Source organism: Pseudomonas sp. Snoq117.2 (genome assembly GCF_900110545.1).
Taxonomy (GTDB): domain Bacteria; phylum Pseudomonadota; class Gammaproteobacteria; order Pseudomonadales; family Pseudomonadaceae; genus Chryseomonas; species Chryseomonas benzopyrenica.
In genome coordinates this window covers 324,965-341,781 of record NZ_FOED01000005.1, presented here as the reverse complement: position 1 = coordinate 341,781, position 16,817 = coordinate 324,965, and the positions used below count along the sequence as shown (strand labels likewise).

Annotated in this window: 21 protein-coding genes; 1 reads left to right on the top strand and 20 read right to left on the bottom strand. The window is 64.3% G+C overall.

The genetic code is table 11. The features are described 5' to 3' along the window. The first annotated feature begins 203 nt into the window (after positions 1-203). Complete coding sequence (gene sodC / locus BMZ43_RS15555) at positions 204-731, top strand: superoxide dismutase family protein (protein WP_017642084.1); 528 nt, start codon at positions 204-206, stop codon at positions 729-731. Here the strand turns inward: sodC and flhB are convergent. The 20 genes from flhB to rfbA form a co-directional block, all read right to left on the bottom strand. After that, the gene (gene flhB, locus BMZ43_RS15550; RefSeq protein ID WP_064308324.1) at positions 724-1,872 is read right to left on the bottom strand and encodes a flagellar biosynthesis protein FlhB; all 1,149 of its coding nucleotides are present in this window, start codon (positions 1,870-1,872) and stop codon (positions 724-726) included. The two genes, sodC and flhB, sit on opposite strands and share 8 nt — an antisense overlap. Before the next feature lie 12 nt (positions 1,873-1,884). Beyond that, positions 1,885-2,661, bottom strand: coding sequence for a flagellar biosynthetic protein FliR (gene fliR, locus BMZ43_RS15545; protein WP_017642082.1), 777 nt, complete (start codon positions 2,659-2,661; stop codon positions 1,885-1,887). Between the two features lie 3 nt (positions 2,662-2,664). Beyond that, positions 2,665-2,934: a flagellar biosynthesis protein FliQ gene (gene fliQ / locus BMZ43_RS15540; RefSeq protein ID WP_093254840.1), complete on the bottom strand. Its 270-nt coding sequence runs from the start codon at positions 2,932-2,934 to the stop codon at positions 2,665-2,667. Between the two features lie 27 nt (positions 2,935-2,961). Further along, positions 2,962-3,759 carry a flagellar type III secretion system pore protein FliP gene (gene fliP, locus BMZ43_RS15535; protein ID WP_093254838.1) on the bottom strand — a complete coding sequence of 266 codons (798 nt, stop codon included), beginning with the start codon at positions 3,757-3,759 and terminating at the stop codon, positions 2,962-2,964. Further along, a complete protein-coding gene (fliO, locus tag BMZ43_RS15530) occupies positions 3,756-4,169 on the bottom strand; it encodes a flagellar biosynthetic protein FliO (RefSeq protein WP_064308325.1) in 414 nt (137 codons plus the stop codon). The genes fliP and fliO overlap by 4 nt, the downstream gene beginning before the upstream one ends. 3 nt (positions 4,170-4,172) lie before the next feature. Continuing rightward, entirely contained in the window at positions 4,173-4,628 is a 456-nt protein-coding gene (gene fliN / locus BMZ43_RS15525; RefSeq protein WP_017642078.1) for a flagellar motor switch protein FliN, read from the bottom strand. Between the two features lie 55 nt (positions 4,629-4,683). After that, positions 4,684-5,655 carry a flagellar motor switch protein FliM gene (fliM, locus tag BMZ43_RS15520; RefSeq protein ID WP_017642077.1) on the bottom strand — a complete coding sequence of 324 codons (972 nt, stop codon included), beginning with the start codon at positions 5,653-5,655 and terminating at the stop codon, positions 4,684-4,686. Between the two features lie 8 nt (positions 5,656-5,663). Continuing rightward, positions 5,664-6,185, bottom strand: a complete 522-nt coding sequence (gene fliL / locus BMZ43_RS15515; protein ID WP_017642076.1) for a flagellar basal body-associated protein FliL — start codon at positions 6,183-6,185, stop codon at positions 5,664-5,666. A gap of 119 nt (positions 6,186-6,304) precedes the next feature. After that, positions 6,305-7,711, bottom strand: a complete 1,407-nt coding sequence (locus BMZ43_RS15510) for a flagellar hook-length control protein FliK (RefSeq protein ID WP_093254836.1) — start codon at positions 7,709-7,711, stop codon at positions 6,305-6,307. Positions 7,712-7,786: 75 nt separating this feature from the next. Then, positions 7,787-8,143, bottom strand: a complete 357-nt coding sequence (locus tag BMZ43_RS15505; protein WP_093254832.1) for an Hpt domain-containing protein — start codon at positions 8,141-8,143, stop codon at positions 7,787-7,789. A gap of 48 nt (positions 8,144-8,191) precedes the next feature. Further along, a complete protein-coding gene (gene fliJ / locus BMZ43_RS15500) occupies positions 8,192-8,635 on the bottom strand; it encodes a flagellar export protein FliJ (RefSeq protein WP_017642073.1) in 444 nt (147 codons plus the stop codon). A gap of 6 nt (positions 8,636-8,641) precedes the next feature. Beyond that, positions 8,642-9,988 (bottom strand): flagellar protein export ATPase FliI, encoded by a 1,347-nt coding sequence (gene fliI / locus BMZ43_RS15495; protein ID WP_093254830.1) that lies wholly within the window; start codon positions 9,986-9,988, stop codon positions 8,642-8,644. After that, positions 9,978-10,757: a flagellar assembly protein FliH gene (gene fliH / locus BMZ43_RS15490; RefSeq protein WP_017642071.1), complete on the bottom strand. Its 780-nt coding sequence runs from the start codon at positions 10,755-10,757 to the stop codon at positions 9,978-9,980. The genes fliI and fliH overlap by 11 nt, the downstream gene beginning before the upstream one ends. A 67-nt stretch (positions 10,758-10,824) precedes the next feature. After that, a complete protein-coding gene (gene fliG, locus BMZ43_RS15485) occupies positions 10,825-11,835 on the bottom strand; it encodes a flagellar motor switch protein FliG (RefSeq protein ID WP_017642070.1) in 1,011 nt (336 codons plus the stop codon). Beyond that, a complete protein-coding gene (gene fliF / locus BMZ43_RS15480) occupies positions 11,822-13,630 on the bottom strand; it encodes a flagellar basal-body MS-ring/collar protein FliF (protein ID WP_093254827.1) in 1,809 nt (602 codons plus the stop codon). The genes fliG and fliF overlap by 14 nt, the downstream gene beginning before the upstream one ends. A 14-nt stretch (positions 13,631-13,644) precedes the next feature. Beyond that, the gene (gene fliE, locus BMZ43_RS15475) at positions 13,645-13,986 is read right to left on the bottom strand and encodes a flagellar hook-basal body complex protein FliE (protein WP_017642068.1); all 342 of its coding nucleotides are present in this window, start codon (positions 13,984-13,986) and stop codon (positions 13,645-13,647) included. A gap of 145 nt (positions 13,987-14,131) precedes the next feature. Next, positions 14,132-14,425 carry a ComEA family DNA-binding protein gene (locus BMZ43_RS15470; protein ID WP_064308330.1) on the bottom strand — a complete coding sequence of 98 codons (294 nt, stop codon included), beginning with the start codon at positions 14,423-14,425 and terminating at the stop codon, positions 14,132-14,134. Positions 14,426-14,484: 59 nt separating this feature from the next. Further along, entirely contained in the window at positions 14,485-15,399 is a 915-nt protein-coding gene (rfbD, locus tag BMZ43_RS15465) for a dTDP-4-dehydrorhamnose reductase (RefSeq protein ID WP_017642066.1), read from the bottom strand. Further along, a complete protein-coding gene (rfbC, locus tag BMZ43_RS15460; RefSeq protein ID WP_017642065.1) occupies positions 15,396-15,932 on the bottom strand; it encodes a dTDP-4-dehydrorhamnose 3,5-epimerase in 537 nt (178 codons plus the stop codon). The genes rfbD and rfbC overlap by 4 nt, the downstream gene beginning before the upstream one ends. Beyond that, on the bottom strand, positions 15,932-16,813 hold the full coding sequence (gene rfbA / locus BMZ43_RS15455) for a glucose-1-phosphate thymidylyltransferase RfbA (protein WP_093254823.1): 882 nt from the start codon (positions 16,811-16,813) through the stop codon (positions 15,932-15,934). Before rfbA ends, rfbC begins: the two co-directional genes overlap by 1 nt. Positions 16,814-16,817: the final 4 nt, after the last annotated feature.

Sequence of the window (16,817 nt, the reverse complement as noted above, 5' to 3'; positions counted from 1 at the left end):
TCACGGAAAGTTGACGCAGCGCACTGTTCGCAGGGGCTTGAGCAAGCTCCGGGCCAACTGCTCAAGACCTTGAATCAGCGAGGTTTTCCCGCGGGTGATACAGGACTGGTTACGGATCGCCTGAGCCGCTGGCTGAACCGCGGGCACAGGCCATGAGTCTGTCTAGGGACCCGCGCTAGCGCGCCTATCCGAGGAACATCACCATGAAAATCTGGACCGCGACGCTGTTGGCCACCTGCCTGGTCGGTACCGCCCAGGCGGCCGAATCCCTGACGATCCCGGTGAACAAGGTCACCACCGACGGTGTAGGCGAAAGCGTCGGCAGCGTGCAGGTGACCCGTTCCAAGTACGGTCTGGTCTTTACCCCCGACCTTAAGGGCCTGGAGCCCGGCATCCACGGCTTCCATGTCCATACCAAGCCCAACTGCGGCGCGGCCGAGGTGAACGGCACCCTGACCGCCGGGGGCGCCGCGGGCGGCCACCTGGATCCACGCAATACCGGCAAGCACAGCGCGCCCTGGTCGGACGACGGTCACCTGGGCGAATTGCCGGCGCTCTATGTGACCGCCGACGGCCAGGCCACCCAGCCGGTACTGGCGCCGCGGCTGAAACGTCTGGAAGAGATCAAGGGGCATGCGTTGATGGTGCATGCCGGTGGCGACAACTACTCCGACCAGCCCAAACCCCTGGGCGGTGGCGGCGCCCGTGTCGCCTGCGGCGTCATCAAGTAGGCGCCTTCCCCTCCTCATCCCGCCGCAAATCTGGCGGGATGGGCAGATCGGACAGCTTGGGCTTGCGCCCGCGCCCCGCACGGAACTGCCGGAGCTGATAGACATAGGCCAGGACCTGAGCCACGGCGACGTAGAGACCGGCCGGGATCTCCTGATCCACCTCGGTTGAGAAATACACCGCCCGCGCCAGTCCCGGCGACTCCAGCAGCGAGACCTGGTGCTCCTGGGCGATCTCGCGGATCTTCAGCGCGGTGAAGTCGCTGCCCTTGGCCACCAGTACGGGCGCCCCGCCCTTGGCCGCGTCGTACTTGAGCGCCACGGCGAAGTGGGTCGGGTTGGTGATGACCACATCGGCATTGGGTACCTCGGCCATCATCCGCCGCTGCGCCATCTCCCGCTGCATCTGGCGGATCTTGCCCTTGACCTCCGGCTTGCCCTCGCTGTCCTTGTACTCGTCCTTGATCTCCTGCTTGGTCATCATCAGCTTCTTGCGATTGCTGAAGATCTGAAAGGGTACGTCCACGGCGGCGATGATCAGCAATCCCAGGGCCAGCAGCAGGGTGGCATGCCCCACCACCTGCATGCTGTGCAGCAGCGCCTGCTCGGTCGGCAGCTTGGCGATCTGCAACAGCGCCGTGCGCTCGCTCATCAGCACCAGTACCGACACGCCGAGGATGATGAAGAACTTGCCCAGGGCCTTGAGCAATTCCACCAGGGAATTCTTGGAAAACATCCGGGCGATGCCGGACATGGGATTCATCCGGCTCGGCTTGGGCGCGAGCATCTTGCCGGAAAACAGGAAGCCGCCCAGGGCGATATGACCGATGATGGCGGCGATCACCACCAGGACGATCATCGGCAGCATCCCGATCATCGCCGCCTTGCCCGAGGCCAGCAGGAAGGTGCCCATGAAGCGCTCGTCCATGACCTCTTCGCGCCGCAGTGAGAAGTTGCTGCGCATCACCTCCAGCAGCTTGCCGCCCAGAAAGGCGCCATACATCAGCAGGCCGCCGACTCCCGAGAGCATGACCGCCACCGTACCGAGTTCGCGTGATCGCGGGAGCTGACCCTCCTCCCGGGAATCACGCTTGCGTTTCTCCGTGGGGTCTTCTGTGCGGTCTTCGCCATCGGATTCAGCCATGTGGCGTATCTCCTAGCGGGCTCGGGCGAGTTCGCGCAGCCATCGCAGCGCCTCGCTGGCGAGACTTTCATAGTGAGAGAGGATATCGGCGGTACCGAGCCAGACAATGACCATGCCCAGCACCACGATCAGCGGCATGCCGACGGAAAAGATGTTCAGCTGCGGTGCGGCGCGGGTCATGATGCCAAAGGCGATATTGACCACCAGCAGCGCGGTGATGGCCGGCAGCACCAGCAGGACGCCGGCGCCTAGGACCCAGCCCAGTCGTCCGGCGACCTGCCAGAAGTGCTCGACGCTCAGGGTATCGCCCACCGGCAGGGTGACGAAGCTTTCCGCGAGGATCTCGAACACCACCAGATGACCGTTCATGGCCAGGAACAGCAGCGTCACCAGCATGGTGAAGAACTGCCCCATGACCGGGGCCGAGGCGCCGTTGACCGGATCGATCATGGACGCGAAGCTCAGGCCCGCCTGAGTGGAAATGATCTGCCCCGCCACCACGAAGACATGGAAGAACAGCTGCAGACTGAACCCCATCACCGCGCCGATGAGGATCTGCTCGACGATCAATGGCAGCGCCTGGGGACTGATGGCGTCCACCTGAGGCATCGGTGGCAGGGTCGGTACCAGCACCAGGCTCAAGGCCAGAGCCAGGTACATCCGCACCCGCACCGGGACCAGGGTGGTGCCGATGATCGGCATGGTCATCAATAGCGCGGCGATGCGGAACAGCGGAAACAGGAAGCTGCCGACCCAGCCGCCGATCTGCGCGTCGCTGAGGGCCAGCATGGCCTAGCCGATCAGCCGCGGGATGTTGGCGACCGAGGTCTGGATGAATTCCATCAGCTGCCGGACCATCCAGGGGCCCAGCACGATCAGCGTCAACAGGGTGACGATCAGCCGTGGCAGAAAGCTCAGGGTCTGTTCGTTGATCTGGGTCGCCGCCTGGAAGACCGCCACGATCAGACCGACGATCAGACTCGGCACCACCAGCACCGTTACCAGCAACGCGGTGAGCCAGAGACCCTGGCGGAACAGGTCGACGGCGACTTCAGGGGTCATTTCGCTTCTCCACGCAAAGGGGCACCGCTAGACGGTGCCGAAGCTGCTGGCCAGGGTGCCCATGATCAGTGCCCAGCCATCCACCAGCACGAACAGCATCAGCTTGAACGGCAGGGAAATGATCATCGGCGACAGCATCATCATGCCCATGGCCATCAGCACGCTGGCGATCACCAGATCGATGACCAGGAAGGGAATGAAGATCATGAAGCCGATCTGGAAGGCGGTCTTGAGTTCGGAGGTGACGAAGGCCGGCACCAGGATCGACAGCGGTGCCTGATCGGCGCTGGGGATGTCGGTGCGCTTGGACAGCCGCATGAACAGCTCCAGGTCCGATTGCCGGGTCTGTCCCAGCATGAAGTCCTTCATCGGCACCTGGGCCCGGGCGATGGCGTCCTGGGCACTGAGCTGCTCGTTGAGATAGGGCTGCACGGCGGTGGTGTTGATACGGTCGAACACCGGCGCCATGATGAACAGCGAGAGAAACAGCGCCATGCCCACCAGCACCTGGTTGGACGGCGTGGTCTGCAGCCCCAGCGCCTGGCGCAGGATGGCGAAGACGATGACGATGCGGGTAAAGCTGGTCATCAGCATGACGAACGCCGGGATGAAGCTCAGCGCGGTCATGATCAGCAGGATCTGCAGGCTGACCGAATACTCCTGCTGCCCCTCGCCATTGGTACTCAGGGTGATGGCGGGAATCGACAGCGGATTGGCCTGCCCGGCCTGCTGCGCCAGCGCCAGGGGCGCGAACAGCAGCACGGCCAGTCCCAGCAACCAGCCCAGGGTACGTCCCAAGCCGGCCGGTAGACGCAAAGGGGTCATGGTTTCGCCTTGGGATCGCGGCTGATGAGCTCCAGCAGGCGCTGGGCGAATTCCGGGGCCGGCGCTTCCGTCTCGCCGAGCCGCACCGGCTCGCGCAGGCTGTGCAACGGCGTGATGCGCCCCCCGGCGACGCCGATCAGCAACTGCTCCTGACCGACCTGCACCAGTACCAGCCGCTCGCGCGGCCCCAGGTGCTGGGTGGAGATCACCTTGATCAGCTGCTGGCCGCGTGGTCCCTGCTGCTGTACCCGGCGCACCAGCCAGGCCAGACCGAGAATCAGCGCGATCACCAGCAACAGGCCGAGCAGCAGCTGGCCGAGCTGGGCCCCCACATCCAGCCCCGGTGAAGTGGCTTCGGCAGCACGCGCGGTCAGGGGCAGGAGACCCAGCGGCAGGAGCAGACTCTTCATGGATCACCGCAGCTTCTTGATACGTTCCGTGGGGCTGATGACGTCGGTCAGGCGGATCCCGAATTTCTCGTTCACCACCACCACCTCACCATGGGCGATCAGCGTACCATTCACCAGCACGTCCAGCGGTTCGCCAGCCAGACGGTCGAGCTCGATGACCGAGCCCTGATTGAGTTGCAGCAGGTTGCGGATGGAGATATCGGTGTGGCCGACCTCCATGGAGATGGTCACCGGGATGTCCAGGATCACATCCAGGTTGGGACCTTCCATGCCGCTCACCGCCAACCCCCCACTGCTCTGACCAAATTCTTCCACCGGCGCCTTGGGCGGCTTGGGGGTTTCGACCTGGGTACCCTGGGCCATCAGGGCGTCGATGTCGTCCTGGCTGGCGTCGCCGGCCTCGACCAGGGCCGCAGCCCACTCATCCGCCAGGGCTTGTTCTTCGGGGTTGTCTGCCATCGTATGGGTCTCGTGCTACGCCGGGCCTCGGCCCGGACAAGAAAACGGTTGTCGCTCAGCGGCCGCGGCTGACCGGTTCGAGAATCTGCAGGGCCAGGTTGCCCTTGCGTGCGCCCATCTTGACCTTGAAGGTGGGCATGCCGTTGGCTCGCATGAGCATTTCCTCCGGCATTTCTACCGGAATCACGTCGCCGGGCTGCATGTTGAGGATATCGCGGAGTTTGAGTTGGCGCCGGACAACCGTCGCCTCCAGCGGCACGCGCACATCGAGCAGGTCCTCGCGCAGGGCCTTGACCCAGCGTTCGTCCTGGTCGTCCACGTCCGACTGGAAACCGGCGTCGAGCATTTCGCGGATCGGCTCGATCATCGAATAGGGCATGGTCACGTGCAGTTCGCCGCCACCGCCATCCAGTTCGATGTTGAAGGTGCTCACCACCACCACTTCGCTGGGGCTGACGATGTTGGCCAGCGCCGGGTTGACCTCGGAGTTCATGTATTCGAACTGGCAGTCGAGCATGGCGCCCCAGGCTTCCTTGAGGTCGACGAAGCACTGGTCGAGCACCATGCGCACCACGCGCAGTTCGGTGGGGGTGAATTCCCGGCCTTCGATCTTGGCGTGTCGGCCGTCACCGCCAAAGAAGTTGTCTACCAGCTTGAATACCAGCCGGGCATCGAGGATGAACAGCGCGGTGCCGCGCAGTGGCTTCATCTTGACCATGTTGAGGCTGGTGGGGACGTATAGCGAATGGATGTACTCGCCAAACTTGGTAACCTGCACCCCGCCCACGGAGACGTCCGCCGAACGCCGCAGCAGGTTGAACATGCTGACCCGGGTATAGCGGGCGAAGCGTTCGTTGATCATCTCCAGCGTCGGCATGCGTCCGCGGACGATGCGATCCTGGCTGGTGAGGTCATAGCCCTTGATGGTGCCCGGCTCGGCATCGGTCTCGGTCTCGACGATGCCATCGTCGACCCCGTGCAGCAGGGCATCGATTTCATCCTGAGAGAGCAGATCTTGCACGGCCATGGTGTTACCTATTGCAGGACGAGATTGGTGAACAATACCTGTTCGATGGCAGTCTGGCCGGTCAGTTTCTTCGCCAGCTCCTGAACCTTGCTGGTGGCCTGCTGGCGCAGCATCTCCTTGCCCACCGGGGTAAGGAGGCTGTTGAAGTCCTGGCCGGAAAACAGCATCACCAGCTGGTTGCGGACCTGCGGCAATTGCGCCTTGAGCGCATCCATCTGCCCCTGGTCGCGTCCCATCAGGGTGACCGTGACCTGCATGTAGCGCTGACGACCCTCAGCGTTGTAGTTGACCACGAAGGCTGGCACCAGCGCCTGGTAGACCGCGGCGAGATGCACCGGTGCCGCCGGCGCGGCCGGCGCCGCGTGCTCGGGTTCGGCGCTCTTCTTGCCGAGCAGGAACCAGGTCGCGCCCACCGAGGCCCCGATGACCAGCAGCAGGGCCACGACGATGATGATGATGAGTTTGAGCTTGCCCTTGCCCTTGCCTTCTGCGGCTGCACCCTCTGCCGCAGGGGCCTGCTTCTTCGCCATAAGTACTCGACCGAATTCTGTGCTGCCCGTCACCCTTGCCGAGTGACGCAGCTAACCTATTGATACGAAGGGGATATAGCAGGTGCGGCCGAGGCTGTCACCTGGCAGCCGGCGGCCTGTCACGCGTAGTAGTCGACCAGACTGCGCGCCGCGAGCGTGGCCGAGCCGCGCGTTTCGGCGACGTTCGCCACCGCTTCTTCCTCGCCACCACCTGCCACACCGCCTCGACCCCGACGCGAGCCGTCGTCCTGGCCACCCTGCTGCGACTGCTGCCAGGCCTGACCGGACGACTGGTCGGAGACGTTGACGTTAGCCAGGTTCATGCCTTGCTGAGCGAAGAGTTCGCGCAGCCGCTGGCTGCCATTGTCCAGGGCCTCGCGCACGTCGGCGTGGGGGCTGGCGAAGGTGACCTGGGTCTGGTCCTGGGTCATGTCGATGCGCACCTCCAGCTTGCCCAGTTGCGCCGGTTCCATCTGGATGTCGGCGGTCTTGAGATTCTGGCTGGACATCCACATGACCTTGTCGACCACCGCCTCGCTGAAGTTGCCGGCCTGCGGACTGAGCGGCTGGCCAGGCACCGTGGCGGTGACCGGGCGAGCCGTCGCCGCGGGCGTACTGAGCGCTTGCGACAGGGAGGTGAGTTTATCGGCAAAGGCCTCGGCCTTGCTCGGTACCGCCGCGTCCTGGCCATCCCCCTGATCCAAGACCGCGACCAGCGCAGCGCTGGCCGCCTGATCCGCTGCGGGGGCGGGCGTACCATCCCCTGGCAACAGCCCCTGCAGCTGCGTTACTGCCAGGTTGTTGGCGTTGGTGGCGGCCTTGTTGGCATCACTCTGAGCCTGAGGCAGCTGACCCAGCAGTTGCGCCAAGCCGGCGTCCGGCGCCTGCTGCTCGCCGGTCTTGGTCGCGGTGGCCGTTGCGCCAGCCGCCACTCCCGTGGCGGTTCCCGGAATGGCAGAGGCCAAGGCGCCGCCCAGCACCGCTGTCGGATCAGGGGTCTCGGTAGCGGTGGCGGTGGTGGTCGCTTCGGCAGTCGTCCCGGTCGGGGCCTGGGCGGTCGCCACCGGCACGGCTACCGGCTGCGGGAGCTGACCGGTCATACCGAACATGAACAGCGGATCCAGTACCGCATCGATCGGCGCCTTGGCGTCTTCGTCCTTGGCCACCGGCAAGGCCTTGCCGCTGTCGTCGGTGGCGGCTGCCGATTGCTCGCCGCTCTTGGCGGTGCTGTCGGCCTGGGGCTTGGCGTCCGCCGTGCGGTCGTCATCAGCAGCGCGTGGCGTCCGGTCATCGGCATCCCGGGCACGCCCGGATTCGTTCTTGCGCGCCTGGCTGGGCGCCTTGCTATCGCTGGTATCGCGCGGCTTTTCGCTGCGCGCCGGCTCCCGCGGCTGCTCCTGGGCAAAGACGTCGGCGAACCGCTCCTGCGCCGCCGGGCGATCCTGGGAAGGGGTCTTGGCCGCAGCTCTGCCGGTAGCAGCTGGAGAGGTGGCGGTATTCAGAAGGAAATCGGGCACGACTGCCATGGAAAGCTCCGAACGACGGGTTTTCGGATACCTAGCAAGTTACGCGCCAGCCGCAAACGCCAGCGCTTTGACGAGTCAGCCGGCGTAGCGTTGCCGCTCGACCTTGAACAGGATGCGGACAATGGCGAATTCGCGCTCCATGGCGGAGATGCCCATGGCCAGCTCGGCGGTGGAGGCCCGCCGCCGAGCGCCCTCCTCCACCTCCCGACACAGCTGCGCCAGAGGCGCTGCGCCCATGTTGCCGGCACTGCCTTTGAAGCTGTGCGCCAGCTGACGAACCTGCTCGGCATCAGCACCGATCACGCTACGCTTGAGCTCGGCGATACGCTCTTCGCAGTCGAGCAGAAAGGTTTCGATGAGGTCGACGTATTCCTCCTCCATGCAGTCGCGCAGGGTGGCGAGCGTTTCCGGATCGAGGTGGGAGGAAAACATCGGCATTCTCACTGACGGGGAGACAAGGAACGAGCGTCGAGGTCGGGGCTAGATATAGGTCGAACGGGCCCGCTGGGCGTACTCGTCCATCTGTTTCTGCTCGCGCTTGTCCTCGACCAGGCGCTGCTCCTGGCGATAGCGCTCGACCAGCTTGCGCAGGCCTTCGAGACGAGCATAACGCTCCTGCCACTGGGTGCGCGCCTTGGCCACCACGTCGCGGTGCCATTGGGCGTTACGCTCCTGTTGGCCAATCGCCTCTTCCAGCTGGCTGAGAAAGCGCTGATAGCCGATCAGCCATTGTCCGGTGACACCACGGCTGCCGTTGACCACCAGCCGTTGCTGGTAATCCTCGCGATAGCGCTGCAATTCCCCCAGCTTGAACTCGGCCTGGGCCAGCTGCTGCTGGCACTGCCCCAGGCGCTGGGCGGCGTCGCGCTCGTCGCGCTCGCTCATCTCCACCACCGGCCCCAGACGTTCGGCTCTGCCTTTCATGATCTATCAGCCTCCCAATACGGCTTGGAGATTGGCGGCGCTCTGCTCCAGCGATTCGCTCTCGCGCAGGCCCTGGCGCAGGAACTGCTGCATCGGGGCGTAGCGGGCGATCGCCAGATCGGTTTCGGCATTTCCGCCGGGCACATAGGCACCGACGCTGAGCAGGTCCTTGGCCTGTTGATAGAGCGACCAGAGCTGCTTGACGCGCTGCGCGTTGCGCAGGTGCTCCGGACTCACCACCTGGGGCATGACCCGGCTGATGGACGCCTCGATGTCGATCGCCGGATAGTGCCCTTCCTCGGCCAGCCGCCGCGACAGCACGAAGTGACCATCCAGCACGCCACGCGCCGAGTCGGCGATGGGATCCTGCTGATCGTCGCCTTCCGAGAGCACAGTATAAAACGCCGTGATCGAACCCCCACCTTTTTCTGCGTTGCCGGCCCGTTCCACCAGGCGCGGCAGCTTGGCGAACACCGACGGAGGGTAGCCCTTGGTCGCCGGCGGCTCGCCGATGGCCAGGGCGATCTCCCGCTGCGCCTGGGCATAGCGGGTCAGGGAATCCATCAGCAGGAGCACGTTCTTGCCCTTGTCGCGGAAGTATTCGGCGATGCGGGTGCAATACATGGCCGCGCGCAGGCGCAGCAGCGGCGCATCGTCCGCCGGCGAAGCCACGACCACGGCCCGCTTGATGCCCTCCTCGCCAAGGATGTGCTCGATGAATTCCTTCACCTCGCGGCCCCGCTCGCCGATCAGCCCGACCACGATGATCTCGGCCTTGGTCAGCCGGGTCATCATGCCGAGCAGCACGCTCTTGCCCACGCCGGTACCGGCGAACAGTCCGAGACGCTGGCCGCGACCTACCGTCAACAAACCGTTGATGCTGCGGATGCCAACGTCCAGGGGCTCGCTGATGGGTTCGCGCTTGAGCGGGTTGATGGTGGGACCGTCCATGGGCACCCAGTCTTCGGCACGCATGCGGCCCTTGCCGTCCAGGGCATTGCCCAGGCCATCCAGTACGCGGCCGAGCATGGACATCCCCATGGGCAGGCGGCCGGTATCCGGCACGGGCACCACCCGGGCGCCGGGGGCGATGCCGGCCAGGCTGCCCACCGGCATGAGAAAGGTCTTGTTGCCGTTGAAGCCCATCACTTCGGCCTCGACTTCCACCGGCTGGTAGCCACCGCCATTGATCAGTCGGCAGCGGCTGCCAACGGCGGCGCGCAGGCCTTCGGCCTCCAGGGTGAGACCGACCATGCGCAACAGGCGGCCTTCGATCACCGGCTGCTGCTCGACCCGGATGGCTTCATCGTAACCGCTGAGGCGGCGTTCGAAACTCAGACGCTCAAGACGCATGGGAGGCATCCTCGATGTCGATGTGCAGATCGGCTTCCTGGGGCTGGGTCGCCTGATGGCGCTGCTGTTCGGCCAGCTGGGTCAGGGCCTGGGTCAGACGGGTCTCGATGCTGGCATCGATGACGCTGCTCTCGGTCTCGATCCGGCAGCCGCCGGGCATCAGGGTCTCGTCTTCGAGGATGCGCCATTTTTCCTCGTGGCGATCGCGCAGGGCCTTCATCAATTCAAAGTCCTGGGGGCTGACCTGGATACGGATGTTCTCGGCCCCCATGGGCAGCAGCTTCAGCGCCGTGCGCACCACCTGAACCAATTGACTGGAGTCTAGCGTGAGTTCGCGCTGGATGACCTCGCGGGTGATGTGCCGGACCAGCTGCACCATGCCGGCTTCCAGGGCCTGGTCCTGCTCGCCGATGGGATCGAGCAGATGACTCATCAGGGTTTCCAGGCTGGCCAGCCGGGCAGCCAGCGCGGCCTCGGCTTCCTGGCGCGCCCTGAGCTGGCCCGCGTGGTAGCCGTCACGCTCGCCGGTGGCGAAGCCCTCGTTGTAGGCCTCCTGACGGATCGCCTCCAGCTCTTCGAGGGTGATCGGCTGGACCTCTTCGGCCGGTACCTCTTCGATCTGGGGTTCCGGCTGGGCCTCGGGCTCGGCAGCGGTGGGCGCTGGGATCACCTCGGGCTCGTCGAAGCTGTCGAAGGCTGGCAGGCGCCAGACATCGAAGGCTTCCAGGTCCCGCGCTCTGATCAGTTCGCTTGCCGCTTCTTTGCTCATTACCTGTCCGTCAGAAAACCGCTACTGACCAGACCTTAGCAAAGCACAGGCCAATCCTTGCAAGCCGTCAGACCATTTCCTCGCCACCCTTGCCACCGAGGACGATCTCGCCGGCGTCGGCCATGCGGCGGGCCACGGCGAGCACCTCCTTCTGCGCCCCCTCCACCTCGGAGAGCCGCACCGGGCCCTTGGCCTCCAGATCGTCGCGCAGCAGTTCCGCCGCGCGCTTGGACATGTTGCGGAAGAACTTCTCCTTGATGCCGTCGTCGGCGCCCTTGAGCGCCAGCACCAGCACATCGGAAGACACCTCCCGCAAGAGCGCCTGGATGCCACGATCGTCGACGTCGGCCAGATTGTCGAAGACGAACATCAGGTCCTCGATCTGCCCCGACAGATCCTGGTCCGCGTCGCGGATCGCCTCCATCAGCGGGCCTTCGACCGAGCTGTCCAGGTAGTTCATGATGTCGGCGGCGCGTTTCACGCCGCCCAGCGCGGTACGGGTGGTGCTGGCGCTGCCGGAGAACTGCTTCTCCAGGATCAGGTTGAGTTCCTTGAGCGCCGCCGGTTGCACGGTGTTCAGCGAGGAGACGCGCAGGACGATGTCCAGGCGCACCTTGTGATCGAAGTGCCCGAGCACCTCGGCGGCCTGGTCGGGATCCAGGTAGGCCACCACGATGGCCTGGATCTGCGGGTGCTCATAGCGAATAACGTCGGCCACGGCGCGCGGCTCCATCCACTTCAGGCTGTCCAGGCCGCTGGTGTTGCCGCCCAGCAGGATGCGGTCGATCAAGCCGCTGGCCTTGTCTTCGCCCAGCGCCTGGGTGAGCATCTTGCGGATGTAGCCATCGGCGCCCACGCCCAGACTGGTCTGATCGCCCACCACCTCGATGAAGTCGCCCAGCACCCGCTCGACCTGCTCGCGGTTGACGTTGCGCATCTGGGCCATGGCGGTACCGACCTTCTGCACCTCCTTGGGCCCCATGTGGCGCAGGATCTGCGCGGCATCGGCTTCGCCCAGCGACAGGAGGAAGATGGCGGCCTTCTCTACCTTGGAAAGTTGCGCTTCATTCGTCGCCATTGATCCAATCCTTCACTACCTGGGCGACACGGCCCGGATCATCGTTGACCAGCTGCTTGATGGCGGTCAGTTGAGCGTCATAGCCCTCGCTCGGGCTCGGCAGCAACAGCGGTGCCGGACCGGCCAGGCTCACCTTGTCGTCGGCCAGATCGTCCGACAGGCCATCCAGACTACCGGCACCCAGGGCCCCGGCACCACCGGCAGCGGCCAGGGCGGCGGCGTCCTTGGTATTGCCGCCGGACAGATTCTTCAGCACCGGACGCAGCACCCCAAAGACTAGCACCAGGATGAAGAGGACGCCGAGGGCCTGCTTGATCACTCCCCAGAACCAGGGCTGCTGGTAGAAGGGAATGCTCTCGATCTCTTCCTGCTGCACCGGTGCGAAGGGTGCGTTGATCACGCTCACGCTGTCGCCACGGCTGGCGTCGAAGCCCACGGCATCCTGCACCAGGCGGGTGAAGCGAGCCAGGTCTTCGGGGGTCCAGGGCTGATGGCTGACCTTGCCAGCGGCATCGACCTTGACCTGATCGTCCAGCACCACCGCGACGGAAAGCCGACGCAGACGACCCTGCTGCTGACGGGTATAGCTGATGCTGCGGTCCAGCTCGTAGTTACGGGTGTTCTGCTCACGCTTGTCGGTCGGGTACGGCAGGGTCGCCGGCAGGCTGGTCTTGCTGTCGTAGATGTACTGGTCATTGGCGTCGCGCAACGGCTGACCCGGCGCGATGTAGTTAGCGCCGCCACCCTGGGCACCGGCCTTTTCCGGGGTCGAGGACGGACCGGGTGGCTGGTTGGACAGGGCACCGGGCACGCCCTGGGCGCCGCCGCCGGAAGTCTGACGCTGCTCGCTGTTCTGCTGCTCGCTGCGCAGCGCCGGCTGATCCGGGTTGAACTGCTCGGAGGTCGACTCTACGGCATTGAAGTCCACATCGGCAGCCACTTCGGCCTTGAAGCGACCGTTGCCCACCACCGGCTGCATGATGTTCTGCACGCGCTGAGTCAGGGAGCCTTCCATCTTGCGGGTGTAGTCCAGCTGCTTGCCGGCGATCGACAGCTCGGAAAGATTCTGCTGATCGGACAGCAATTGCCCCTTCTGGTCGACGATGGTGACCTGGGACTTGTCCAATTCCGGCACGCTGGTGGCGACCAGATTGATGATGGCCATGACCTGACCGGCATCCAGGGTACGGCCGGGATACATCTCGACCAGCACAGAAGCGCTCGGCTTGCGCTCGTCGCGAACGAACACCGAACTCTTCGGGATCGCCAGGTGTACCCGGGCGCCCTTGATGCCGTTGAGGCTGGAGATGGTCCGGGCCAGTTCGCCTTCCAGACTGCGACGATAGTTGGCCGCCTCCATGAACTGGCTGGTGCCCAGCGGCTGCTCCTTGTCCAGCAGTTCGAAGCCGACGTTGCCATCATTGGCGGTGATGCCAGCGGCGGCCATCTTCATACGCGCGCGGCCAATGTCATCGGACTTGACCAGCAGGGCGCCGGAATTCGGATCGACCTTGTAGCCGATGTCGGCCGCGCCCAGGGCCTGCAGCACCTGATTAGCGTCGAGACCATTCATGCTGGTGTACAGCGGCCGATAGTCCGGCTGCTGGGTCCAGAGCACCACGGCGAAACCCAGGGCGACGCTGGCGGCGAGGCCGATCAGCAGCCCCATCTGCCGCAGCAGCGGCATGTCGGCCAGGTTGTCGAGAAAGCTGAGACCCAGCAGCGACTTCTTGGGCTTGTCTTCAGCCTCGGGCTTGGTCGTGGGGACGGGGGCGTTGGTAAGAGCGTCAGCCATTTTCTAGACCGTCCTCAAATCGACATTTGCATGATGTCTTGGTACGCCTGCACGAACTTGTTGCGTACCTGGGTCAAGGCCTGCACGGAAACGCTGGCCTTCTGCGAAGCGATCATGACTTGAGTGAGGTCGACGCCACCCTGACCCAGCTCGAAGGCCTTGGCCATCTCGCCGGCGGTCTGCTGGGTCTCGTTGACGGAGCCCACGGCCTTGCTGAGCATGTCGGCGAAGCTCGGACCCTGGACCTGTTCCGCGCCGGCAGCAGGCGCTGCGACGGCTTTCGACCGGGCCATGGCTTCGGTCTGCATGGAGCGCATTTCCAGCATCAACCGATTGAACTCGACACCTTGAACCATTTTGCTCTGCTCCTCTGGCACGGGAAATTGACGCCGTACCCACTCGTGTCAGAGATAGAGCAATGCCTGTGCCAGATCCTAAAAATCCAGCTAAAACAATGGCTTGGTAAAAAGGTGCCGAGAACCGGTTAAAGTTTGCCGAAAATCAGTCGACGCTGAGCAGTTCGCGGTTACGCTGCAGCAGGGCCTTGCCGATGCCCTTGACCTCGAGCAGCTCGTCCACCGAGGCAAAGGCGCCATGGGCTTGGCGATGGTCGACGATGGCCTGTGCCTTGACCGCCCCGATACCCCGCAGCCGTTGCAGCGCGGTGGCGTCGGCGACATTGATGTTCAGCGGCGCCGGGTCGGCAGGTTTGGTCGCGGCAATCGCGCTGGGCTCGCAAGCACCCGCCCAGGGACTGAGCAGGGCCAGCAACGTCACTATCCAGATGAATCTCATAGAGGAACCTCCTTGTTCCGCTGTTTGATTCGAGGAGCTTAACGCAAAGGATCAGGCGGTCAACTCACCAGCGACCCTGCCTGGGCGCGCTCGGTCCTGAGCGCCAGTAGGGTCTGGCGCACACCCTGGCGCCAGTCGCTGGGCGGGATAGCGAAATGCTGCTCCAGGGCGCTGGAATCCAGCATGGAATAGGCTGGGCGCTTGGCCAGGGTGGGAAACTCGGAGGTGGCGATGCCAGTGATCAGCGGCGCGCGCTCCAGCATGCCCAGCTCCTGGCCGGCATCAATGATGTAGCGCGCGAAGTCGCACCAGCTCAGGCCGCTGTCGCCACCGAAGTGATAGAGCCCGTAGGCCACCTGCTCGGGCTGAGCCTTAGCCTGGACGGCGATCTGCAACAGGGCGTCGGCGATATGGCCAGCATAGGTCGGGCAACCCACCTGATCGCTGACCACGCGCAACTCGTCGCGATCGGCGGCAAGTCGAAGCATGGTCTTGAGAAAGTTGTTGCAGTGTTCGCTGAATACCCAGGCTGTTCTCAGCACCACCGAGCGCGGGCAAGCGGAGAACACCCGATTCTCCCCTTCCAGCTTGGTCATGCCGTAGACCCCGGAGGGGCTGACTGGATCCTCGACCTGGTAGGGCTCGGTCGCCGTACCGTCGAAGACATAGTCGGTGGACAGATGCAGCAGCGCGATACCGGCAGCGCCGCAGGCCTGGGCCAGAACTGCGGGACCTTCGATATTGCCACGGGCGGCGATCTCCGGCTCCTGCTCGGCCTTGTCGACCGCCGTGTAGGCGGCCGCATTGATCACGACGTCCGGCGCGAATCGCTCGAGATGGCTGGTTACCGAGCCTTCGTCAGCGATATCCAGAGTGGCACGTCCATGGGCCTCCCATGCCAGTTCTGAACGCTGAAGCCGGTCGGTCAGACAACGTCCGACCTGACCGTTCGCGCCGGTAACCAGTATCTTCATCTATACAGCTCCGCCAATCGAAGACCTTGTGCATCTTTGGCGGACAGGATGGGATCCGTTACCCGCCAGTCGATATTCAGATCCGGATCATTCCAGATCAAAGACCCTTCATCAGAGGGATCGTAATAATCTGTGCACTTGTATTCAAAATCAGCGGTTTCCGACAGCACCACGAAGCCGTGGGCGAGGCCCGGCGGTATCCAGAGCTGGCGCTTGTTGTCTTCCGAGAGGATCTCGGCGACCACGTTGCCGAAGGTAGGCGAACCGCGACGGATGTCGACGGCCACGTCCAGCACCTCGCCGCGCACGACGCGCACCAGCTTGCCTTGCGGCTTGCTGCGCTGGAAATGCAGACCGCGCAGCACATTGCGGGCGGAACGCGAATGGTTGTCCTGGACGAAGGCCAGGGTGATCCCCGCCTGCTGGGCATAGCGCTCCGCCTGGAAGGACTCCAGGAAGAAGCCGCGGTCGTCACCGAAGACCTTGGGTTCGATCAGCTTGACGTCCGGGATTGCGGTGTCGAAGACCTGCATCAGTCCTGCTCCTTGCACAAACGGGCCAGGTACTGGCCGTAGCCGGTCTTGCTCAGGGCTTCGGCCTGCAATGCCATCTGGTCGCAGGTGATCCAGCCTTTCTGGAAGGCGATCTCTTCGAGGCAGGCGACCTTCAGGCCCTGGCGCTTCTCGATGGTCTGGACGAAATGGCCGGCTTCCAGCAGGGCATCGTGGGTACCGGTATCCAGCCAGGCGAAACCACGACCCAGCAGGGAAACGTTCAGCGAGCCACGGCGCAGGTACTCGTTGTTGACGTCGGTGATTTCCAGCTCGCCGCGGGGCGACGGCTTGATGTTGGCAGCGATGTCCAGCACGTCGTTGTCGTAGAAATACAGACCGGTGACGGCGTAGTTGGATTTCGGCTTCTTGGGCTTCTCTTCGATGCTCAGGGCCTTGCCCTGCTCGTCGAACTCGACCACACCGAAGCGCTCGGGGTCGGCCACGTAGTAGCCAAAGACGGTGGCGCCCTTCTCCACGCTCGCCGCCTTGAGCAGCGTCTCGCTGAAACGCTGGCCGTAGAAGATGTTGTCGCCCAGGACCAGGCAGACGTTGTCATCGCCGACGAATTCGCGACCGATGATGAAGGCCTGAGCCAGGCCGTCCGGACTGGGCTGCTCGGCATAGCTCAGCTGCATGCCAAAGTGGCTGCCGTCACCGAGCATGCGCTGGAAGCCGGGCAGGTCGGCCGGCGTCGAGATGATCAGGACTTCCTGAATACCGGCCAGCATCAGCACGGACAGCGGATAGTAGATCATGGGCTTGTCGTAGATCGGCAGCGACTGCTTGGACACGCCCAGGGTAATGGGGTGCAAACGGGTACCGGAGCCACCGGCCAGCAGAATTCCCTTGTATTTGCTCATGGCA

Excerpts from the sequence above, each read along its gene's own strand:
- fliN (WP_017642078.1), bottom strand. The coding sequence starts at position 4,628 with ATGGCAGACAACCCCGAAGAACAAGCCCTGGCGGATGAGTGGGCTGCG.
- sodC (WP_017642084.1), top strand. The coding sequence starts at position 204 with ATGAAAATCTGGACCGCGACGCTGTTGGCCACCTGCCTGGTCGGTACC.
- rfbA (WP_093254823.1), bottom strand. The coding sequence starts at position 16,813 with ATGAGCAAATACAAGGGAATTCTGCTGGCCGGTGGCTCCGGTACCCGT.
- BMZ43_RS15505 (WP_093254832.1), bottom strand. The coding sequence starts at position 8,143 with ATGTTTTCCTCCCACCTCGATCCGGAAACGCTCGCCACCCTGCGCGAC.
- fliJ (WP_017642073.1), bottom strand. The coding sequence starts at position 8,635 with ATGAAAGGCAGAGCCGAACGTCTGGGGCCGGTGGTGGAGATGAGCGAG.
- fliQ (WP_093254840.1), bottom strand. The coding sequence starts at position 2,934 with ATGACCCCTGAAGTCGCCGTCGACCTGTTCCGCCAGGGTCTCTGGCTC.
- fliF (WP_093254827.1), bottom strand. The coding sequence starts at position 13,630 with ATGGCTGACGCTCTTACCAACGCCCCCGTCCCCACGACCAAGCCCGAG.
- BMZ43_RS15470 (WP_064308330.1), bottom strand. The coding sequence starts at position 14,425 with ATGAGATTCATCTGGATAGTGACGTTGCTGGCCCTGCTCAGTCCCTGG.
- flhB (WP_064308324.1), bottom strand. The coding sequence starts at position 1,872 with ATGGCTGAATCCGATGGCGAAGACCGCACAGAAGACCCCACGGAGAAA.
- fliP (WP_093254838.1), bottom strand. The coding sequence starts at position 3,759 with ATGACCCCTTTGCGTCTACCGGCCGGCTTGGGACGTACCCTGGGCTGG.
- fliG (WP_017642070.1), bottom strand. The coding sequence starts at position 11,835 with ATGGCGACGAATGAAGCGCAACTTTCCAAGGTAGAGAAGGCCGCCATC.
- BMZ43_RS15510 (WP_093254836.1), bottom strand. The coding sequence starts at position 7,711 with ATGGCAGTCGTGCCCGATTTCCTTCTGAATACCGCCACCTCTCCAGCT.
- fliM (WP_017642077.1), bottom strand. The coding sequence starts at position 5,655 with ATGGCCGTGCAAGATCTGCTCTCTCAGGATGAAATCGATGCCCTGCTG.
- rfbD (WP_017642066.1), bottom strand. The coding sequence starts at position 15,399 with ATGAAGATACTGGTTACCGGCGCGAACGGTCAGGTCGGACGTTGTCTG.
- fliO (WP_064308325.1), bottom strand. The coding sequence starts at position 4,169 with ATGAAGAGTCTGCTCCTGCCGCTGGGTCTCCTGCCCCTGACCGCGCGT.
- rfbC (WP_017642065.1), bottom strand. The coding sequence starts at position 15,932 with ATGCAGGTCTTCGACACCGCAATCCCGGACGTCAAGCTGATCGAACCC.
- fliH (WP_017642071.1), bottom strand. The coding sequence starts at position 10,757 with ATGAGCAAAGAAGCGGCAAGCGAACTGATCAGAGCGCGGGACCTGGAA.
- fliE (WP_017642068.1), bottom strand. The coding sequence starts at position 13,986 with ATGGTTCAAGGTGTCGAGTTCAATCGGTTGATGCTGGAAATGCGCTCC.
- fliR (WP_017642082.1), bottom strand. The coding sequence starts at position 2,661 with ATGCTGGCCCTCAGCGACGCGCAGATCGGCGGCTGGGTCGGCAGCTTC.
- fliI (WP_093254830.1), bottom strand. The coding sequence starts at position 9,988 with ATGCGTCTTGAGCGTCTGAGTTTCGAACGCCGCCTCAGCGGTTACGAT.
- fliL (WP_017642076.1), bottom strand. The coding sequence starts at position 6,185 with ATGGCGAAGAAGCAGGCCCCTGCGGCAGAGGGTGCAGCCGCAGAAGGC.